Origin of the sequence: Streptococcus sp. DD11 (genome assembly GCF_001578865.1) — a bacterium.
GTDB lineage: Bacteria > Bacillota > Bacilli > Lactobacillales > Streptococcaceae > Streptococcus > Streptococcus panodentis.
The window spans coordinates 110,451-117,008 of record NZ_KQ969397.1; the positions used below are offsets into that span (position 1 = coordinate 110,451).

10 protein-coding genes and 2 pseudogenes are annotated in these 6,558 nt (G+C 32.7%); all 12 read right to left on the reverse strand.

All coding sequences use genetic code 11. The features are described 5' to 3' along the window. Positions 1–93 (reverse strand): annotated as a pseudogene (locus STRDD11_RS14730) (metallophosphoesterase); the annotation flags it as partial. Between the two features lie 356 nt (positions 94–449). Then, positions 450–932, reverse strand: coding sequence for an Imm6 family immunity protein (locus STRDD11_RS11565; protein ID WP_128837420.1), 483 nt, complete (start codon positions 930–932; stop codon positions 450–452). A 114-nt stretch (positions 933–1,046) separates the two neighbouring features. Next, the gene (locus STRDD11_RS11570) at positions 1,047–1,379 is read right to left on the reverse strand and encodes a hypothetical protein (protein WP_128837421.1); all 333 of its coding nucleotides are present in this window, start codon (positions 1,377–1,379) and stop codon (positions 1,047–1,049) included. 136 nt (positions 1,380–1,515) lie between these two features. Next, positions 1,516–1,788: a hypothetical protein gene (locus STRDD11_RS14735; RefSeq protein WP_241209446.1), complete on the reverse strand. Its 273-nt coding sequence runs from the start codon at positions 1,786–1,788 to the stop codon at positions 1,516–1,518. A 277-nt stretch (positions 1,789–2,065) separates the two neighbouring features. Beyond that, positions 2,066–2,539 carry a hypothetical protein gene (locus tag STRDD11_RS11580; RefSeq protein ID WP_128837422.1) on the reverse strand — a complete coding sequence of 158 codons (474 nt, stop codon included), beginning with the start codon at positions 2,537–2,539 and terminating at the stop codon, positions 2,066–2,068. Positions 2,540–2,726: 187 nt separating this feature from the next. Beyond that, positions 2,727–3,131, reverse strand: a complete 405-nt coding sequence (locus STRDD11_RS11585) for a hypothetical protein (RefSeq protein WP_241209447.1) — start codon at positions 3,129–3,131, stop codon at positions 2,727–2,729. Between the two features lie 51 nt (positions 3,132–3,182). Next, complete coding sequence (locus tag STRDD11_RS11590) at positions 3,183–3,665, reverse strand: Imm6 family immunity protein (RefSeq protein WP_128837423.1); 483 nt, start codon at positions 3,663–3,665, stop codon at positions 3,183–3,185. 20 nt (positions 3,666–3,685) lie between these two features. After that, entirely contained in the window at positions 3,686–3,919 is a 234-nt protein-coding gene (locus STRDD11_RS11595; protein WP_128837424.1) for a hypothetical protein, read from the reverse strand. A 517-nt stretch (positions 3,920–4,436) separates the two neighbouring features. After that, positions 4,437–4,922, reverse strand: coding sequence for an Imm6 family immunity protein (locus STRDD11_RS11605; protein ID WP_128837425.1), 486 nt, complete (start codon positions 4,920–4,922; stop codon positions 4,437–4,439). A gap of 174 nt (positions 4,923–5,096) precedes the next feature. Beyond that, positions 5,097–5,552, reverse strand: coding sequence for a DUF4274 domain-containing protein (locus STRDD11_RS11610; protein ID WP_128837426.1), 456 nt, complete (start codon positions 5,550–5,552; stop codon positions 5,097–5,099). An 11-nt stretch (positions 5,553–5,563) separates the two neighbouring features. After that, positions 5,564–5,842: an AHH domain-containing protein gene (locus STRDD11_RS11615; protein ID WP_206512719.1), complete on the reverse strand. Its 279-nt coding sequence runs from the start codon at positions 5,840–5,842 to the stop codon at positions 5,564–5,566. Continuing rightward, positions 5,829–6,558 (reverse strand): annotated as a pseudogene (locus STRDD11_RS11620) (hypothetical protein); the annotation flags it as partial. The pseudogene STRDD11_RS11620 and the gene STRDD11_RS11615, both read right to left, overlap by 14 nt.

Here is a 6,558-nt window from a genome sequence, read left to right on the forward strand (position 1 = left end):
CCTTGCACCCAGCCTTTCCGCATCTGCGATAACTGCCCGCAGGGCAGTAACATTACCGTGAATATCAGATAAAATTGCAATCTTCTGTTTCATATCTTATCCTCCAAGAATACTTCCATTATAGCACAAATAGAGTGTACAAAAATCGGTAAGGCGGAGTTTTCGATTTTGTCAGCAAGTCTTCGTTTCTAGTTGCTGACCTGAAACAGCCTAACCTCAGGCTGTTTTTGACACTTACTTTGCAGGTTTTATTTCCCACTTAAAAAGTTCTCCCAAACCTTTTCAACCCACCCCGCACCTCACAGACCATCAGGGAATGATGCCTGAGGTTATGAATCAAGTCAAGCAAAGCTTGATGTCAGAGTTGATTTATCAACGAATGAGAAGAACGATGAAAATATGATAACACTAGCATAAAACAAAGTTCAACTACTCTCATATTCTTATCTTTATCCTCCAAAAAGAAATTTAAAATAATGGGCAACAACTTTATCTTTTAAATACTTCTCATCCTGGAGTGAGTTGTTCAATTTTGATAATCCTTTATACGAATTGATTAGTTTTTTATAATTATCAAAATAATCTTCTAGTGTTTCTTCATCCACACTCTCAATGGTCTCAGGAAAATATTTTTCACCAGTAGTTTCATAAGAGTAGTAACTAACTAAAGCAAGGAAATTCGCGATGCAACTCCAAATAGCAGGATTGGTCTCTTTGTCTAACTCAAAATAAGTTAAAATATCTTCCTCATCCATGTTTTCCAATCTACTATACAATAAGTCTGGATCAGACTCACTAGTTCTATCAATAGATTTACTTGTGAGTTCTAATGTTTTATGCACATATTCCTTATAGTCTAGGTTTTTTATATACCTTTCTAGAGGATCCGTTAGTTTTTGCATAAAATGTAAAAGATTAAGGCTTAATTCCATTTCTATTTCCTTTCTAATCCATGACATACAGACCATTCTCAACTACAAATTGTAAGCGTCCATTTACTTTAATTATTTGTTTAAAATGATAAATCTGTTTCAATATATGACATTTTATTCCTCATCAGAAAACATAAGTTCATCTAGTTCTTCTGTGTCTCTTGCAATCCCCTCATAACTAGTAATAATATTATTCAATATTTCTAAAGTTATTTCACCAGTAACATCCTTTATTATCACTTTAGTTCCTAAATTATTTAATTTATTTATTGCTTCTCTAATTTTCTTTAATTCATCTAGTTTCAAATCATTGGCTGACATTACTGGTTCGTGTTTTTCTATTCTAGACTTTATTTCGCTTAAAGAGAATGGGGTAACTTCCCTTAACACCTTATATGTCATTGTTTTATTTGTAATTTGTTTAATTATTATATCTACTGTTTCCATGACTATTCCTTCCTATATTAAAAATCATCAATAATATCAATTCGTTCACCAGGTAAACTCATCTTCCAATTTCCTCCATGCCATCCGTAAAAATGCTCATTAAAAGTAGCTGGAAAAATAACTTCAGGTCTGTTTGCTAAGTGTGGATATTGAGAAGCACTATAAGTGTGATGACCCTGAAGTGTTTTGCCATTATATGTTGGTTTTTACCATCAATAATATCTTGTCGTTGCGAACTGGTCCATGCTCTGCTACTCACTTCACCGTTCATTAACCTTTTACGTTCATCAAGCCAAAATAAATCCACACCATCTCTACGTCTTTTTGAAAATCTTTTATTCCAATCATACTGTTCATATTCTTCTCTTGTAATTGTTCGATCAGCAATCTTTTGTTTGAATTCCTTCATTTTTTAGGACTAAGCTGCTTTTGAGTAGTTGGATGAGGTACTAGATCTAACCCATTTGTTCTCTCAGCAATAATGGTTTCGGGTGTTTTGGTTTCAATAGTATTTGAAATTACAGTTTTCGAACCACTATTTCCTCCACCGCCTTTAAAGTTCTAGAACTGTCGTCTAGCAGCTATGGAGTGAAACTGACCGAAAGTCATAAAATAAAAATGCGATAACACCAGTCTGTCACATTTTGGACATAAAATAAACTTAGAATCAATTGTGATTTTTAAAATTATTGCTCTTCAGAAATCTTCAAAAATACTTGCTTAAAATCCTCATACATTCCAAAAGCAATTTTCATCACATCTCGAAAATCTACATAATCAGAAATAACTGGCTGTTTTATAATATAATCACGTGAAATCATCAACCTAGCATATCTAGTCCAAGGTGAACCAAGAAGAACTTCATCTCCTTCATAAACAACCCAAACCAATTCTAGTCTGCCTGATTTAAGAGCAAAATGAAAGCCAAAACGAAAATTCCCAACTTCCTCCAAATCAATATGGAAAAAGCGTTCTCGTTTATCATAATGAACTTTGTAGCCTAATGATTCCACAATCTCCATCAGAAAATCGCCATCAAAATAATCAAGTTCTTTACCCTTTGGTGTCCTATCTTTATTGTAATAGTTGGATAGTTGCTCGTATTGTTCGACAAAATTAATGGCTTTTAAAGCTTCTAATATTCTTTTATCTATTTTCATTTATCTATTCTTCTGTAAATTGTAATTCTAGGGGTGTACTTTGGACATATTATATCACAACCAGATAATTGAGTAATCAATAGAAATCTAGTATAACAAAAACTTTCAAAAATATAAAAATGTGATAACACTAGGCTACCACATTTTGGAAATTAAATAAACTTAGAGTTAATTGTAATTTTTAAAATTATTGCTCTTCAGAAATCTTCAAAAATGCTTGCTTAAAATCCTCATACATTTCAAATGCTATTTTCATTACCTTTTCAAAATCATCATAACTGGAAATTACAGGTTTCAGTATAATATAGTCTCTTGAGATTAGCCATTTCGCATATGAAGCAAATGGACTTCCTAGTATTGCTTTACAGTTATCATAGACAACCCAAATCAATTCCAATCGACCGCGTTCAAAAGCAAAATGAAAGCCAAAACGAAAATTCCCAACTTCCTCCAAATCAATATGGAAAAAGCGTTCTCGTTTATCATAATGAACTTTGTAGCCTAATGATTCCACAATCTCCATCAGAAAATCGCCATCAAAATAATCTAATTCTTCACCTTCGGGGGTTCTTTCCCTATGTTTTGTATACATTTAACCCGACAGTTTAACAGCTGATAAAATGGAATATTACTAACTTCACATTTAACCGAGTATCTCTGATAATTTATTTAAAATTCCATCTTTTGTTATATCAAGATTGCTTGATAAATATTTTTTATAATTATCTAAAACTTCAATTTTGTTTCCAAAAATATCCTGTAATTGTTCATTAAAGTACGCCTCTTCTTGTTCAGAATCAATTTCTTCTAATAATGCAGGTATATATTTTTTCCTCTCGAACTCAAAAGCTAATGAAGATATCGAAGCACCAGCTTCAAAGATACAGTTCCACCTTGATTCATATTTTGGATCATCTTCTTGCATATAAATAAAGGCTCCTCCAAATTCAGTCCCATCATCAAGAAGAGAGTATAAATAATCTGCTGATACCTCCTTATTTTCTACCCATTTCCAACAAGCTTCAAGAAGCTCATCAATATTTTTATAAAACTTACTTTCCTGCATAGATTTGGATAACCACGTAGCAATCCCTAGTTTATATATTGCGTTTATATTTTTACTCATTTTTTACTTTCCTTACCTCACTACTTCAAATACTTTCCATTTTGGATTGTGAAATTTAACCTTCCAACTTTTCTAACACCCTCTCTCTCGACTGATGTAACCACAATTTTTAAATCTGGATATTTTTTTGAAAATTGTAAAAAAATTCCTTCTTTAGCAGCATCATTTGTGATACCAGAAATGCACGAAGTACATACACCACTTGGATTAGATTGATGCATTTCTAATGTACCTTTTGCTTTTTCAGGATCCATATGTTGTACTGCTTCTTCAAAATGTGAAAACCAAAACGGAAATTATCAACTTGTTGCAACGCAATATGGAAAAATCGTTCTCGCTTATCATACTGAACTTTGTGGCCCAATGATTCAACAATCTCCATCAAAAAAATCACCGTCAAAATAATTGACTTCTTGACCTTTCGGGGGTTCTTTGCTCATTGTAATACTTTGATAACTTCTCATATCGTTCTACGAAATTAATGGCTTTTAAAGCTTCTAATATTCTTTCATCTATTTTCATTTATCTATTCTTCTGTAAATTGTAATTCTAGGGTGTACTTTGGACATATTATATCACAACCAGATAATTGAGCAATCAATAGAAATCTAGTATATCAAAAACTTTTGAAAATATAAAAATGTGATAAGACCTAGTTATCACATTTTAAACAATAAGACCACAATTTAACAATCACTTGCTCACGACTTGCAGATTCTGCAATTTCTTCTTAACAAATTGTTATCATTTCCAAAATATTTAAAAGACACATTACAATTCAATTAGTCCCAATTTTTCCAATTCGTTGAGAGCAGCAATTTTTGAAAACGAGTGATCATTCCCCACAAATTCTTTTATCTCTCCAACACATTTATATAAATTTGAGTTTATTTCTTCTAAATTTTCAATAAATATGTCTAATAAATTTGAATCTATATTTTCCAAGGCGGAAGGTAACTGTGTTTGATGTTCAAATAAGTACGCCTCCTTAGCAGTTGCAGCTATCGCATAGCTGATATTATCCCATAAAGGAATATTAGTTTCATCATTATCTAATTGCATGTAGATAAAAATTCCATTAAAATCAGTTCCATCATCTAACAGAATATAAAGATCTTTTCCTGACTTATTTTTGTTTTCTAAAAAACTCCAACATTCATCTAAAGCAGTTCGAATTTGAGTTTTATATTGTGTTTTTATTTGAGCAAAAATTGCTTCTGAAAAAGTTAGCATAAAACAAAGTTCAACTACTCTCATATTCTTATCTTTATCCTCCAAAAAGAAATTTAAAATAATGGGCAATAACTTTATCTTTTAAATACTTCTCATCCTGGAGTGAGTTGTTCAATTTTGATAATCCTTTGTACGAATTGATTCTCATAATATTTAATTTACAAGAAAAATTCGTTATTTAGTTCTCCCCTATTAATATTAAATAATAATATTCAAATCTTTTCCTTGTATTCCATCTATAAGAACAGGATCTAATTCAGGATTTAATTTTTTCAATTTAAATTTTTGAATTTTAGTTAACTCTGGGTTAAAAGTAATATCTCCTAACGGAAATTCTTTATTCAAAATCCTTCTTAATACAGATTTCAAAAAAATTTCCCAGTCTTTTGTTAAACGATTTTTAAAGATACTGTCACCTTCTGACAAGTACCTAAATCCATCAGCTCTATAAAAAGCTAGTAATGCAGTTGAGAGTGTACAATGAGGATTATTCAATATTTCTGTTGGTACTTCAAAACCATTATCCCAATTGTAATTATCAAGTAATACAAATAATTCATCCTCATTTGAAATTGTTCTAATAATTTCAAATGTCTCATTCACATTTTCTGAGTTCAAAATGTAAGAAAATGTTTTTAATTGCTCTATTTCCATTAAATTATACCTCAATTAAGTTTAGCATAGAAACGTTCCCATAATTCTTGTGTTGCACCTTGGTTAGGATATAAAGGTAAACCTTTTCTTTGAAGAGTTTTCAATTTATTTTGAAGATTAAGTACCTCATTTTGAAGTTTTTCCGGTGATAAATCTAAGTCTATATTATCAAGTTTTGATTTGACAAAATCACTATATGTAGAGTGATAACCTCTATGTCTTGACATTGGACTAATTTGTTCATCTGGCACGCGTAAAAAAATCCCATTAGAAACATCATCTAAATCCATTCCCATTTTTTATCACTGGATGTTTCGACATCTCAGCCGGAATAACGTGTTGAGCTTGATAACCACTCCATTTCTCAGAACGATCAACCCCCATATCTTCAAGAAGGTTTTTACCAAGTTTAGTAGAACTCCCTCCTGTTACTACACCAGTTTTTCCAGGTATGATACGTTTATCATCAGTAACATCATCGAAATTCGATTTAATTAATTCTCTTTCAAGACCATTTCCCCCACCTCTTCCTTCAAAATCCTGAATCTGTTGTCTGCGCTTGACAGAAAACTGCTGGATCTTTTGAGATAGGTTTTCCATACTTTCAGAGAAGTTAGGATTGACTCCAATGCCTGGTGCGCCTCCTGCCAACTGAAGCTCAGGCGCAAGATTTCCTTGCATAGCCGCTAGATTCCTCTGGAAGTTTTGCTTTTGAGCTCCCCACGCTGCATTGAGGCTGTCCAGCTTCTCAGATAGCTTCTCTCCTCCTGAGGCAAGGGCTCGATTCTTGGCATTGCCGACCTTCGTTTTGAAGTCATTCCAACCTTGACTTGCTTGAGCTCGGACATTTCCTACCTTGGTCTTGACATTTGTCCAAGTATTGCTCAGGCGTTCCCGAATACTGCCTTTGTAGGAAGCTGCCTTCCCACTTCCCAGATTAACATCCGCTGCTTTACTAGCTCGATAAGCCTGATAGCGCTGGCCGAGATGCCCTACCGTTCTGCCG

What these genes read in the sequence shown, in the direction of transcription:
- STRDD11_RS14735 (WP_241209446.1), bottom strand. Translation starts at nt 1,788, where the DNA reads ATGAAGGAATTCAAACAAAAGATTGCTGATCGAACAATTACAAGAGAA.
- STRDD11_RS11565 (WP_128837420.1), bottom strand. Translation starts at nt 932, where the DNA reads ATGGAATTAAGCCTTAATCTTTTACATTTTATGCAAAAACTAACGGAT.
- STRDD11_RS11585 (WP_241209447.1), bottom strand. Translation starts at nt 3,131, where the DNA reads ATGTATACAAAACATAGGGAAAGAACCCCCGAAGGTGAAGAATTAGAT.
- STRDD11_RS11615 (WP_206512719.1), bottom strand. Translation starts at nt 5,842, where the DNA reads ATGGATTTAGATGATGTTTCTAATGGGATTTTTTTACGCGTGCCAGAT.
- STRDD11_RS11595 (WP_128837424.1), bottom strand. Translation starts at nt 3,919, where the DNA reads ATGGATCCTGAAAAAGCAAAAGGTACATTAGAAATGCATCAATCTAAT.
- STRDD11_RS11605 (WP_128837425.1), bottom strand. Translation starts at nt 4,922, where the DNA reads ATGAGAGTAGTTGAACTTTGTTTTATGCTAACTTTTTCAGAAGCAATT.
- STRDD11_RS11580 (WP_128837422.1), bottom strand. Translation starts at nt 2,539, where the DNA reads ATGAAAATAGATAAAAGAATATTAGAAGCTTTAAAAGCCATTAATTTT.
- STRDD11_RS11610 (WP_128837426.1), bottom strand. Translation starts at nt 5,552, where the DNA reads ATGGAAATAGAGCAATTAAAAACATTTTCTTACATTTTGAACTCAGAA.
- STRDD11_RS11570 (WP_128837421.1), bottom strand. Translation starts at nt 1,379, where the DNA reads ATGGAAACAGTAGATATAATAATTAAACAAATTACAAATAAAACAATG.
- STRDD11_RS11590 (WP_128837423.1), bottom strand. Translation starts at nt 3,665, where the DNA reads ATGAGTAAAAATATAAACGCAATATATAAACTAGGGATTGCTACGTGG.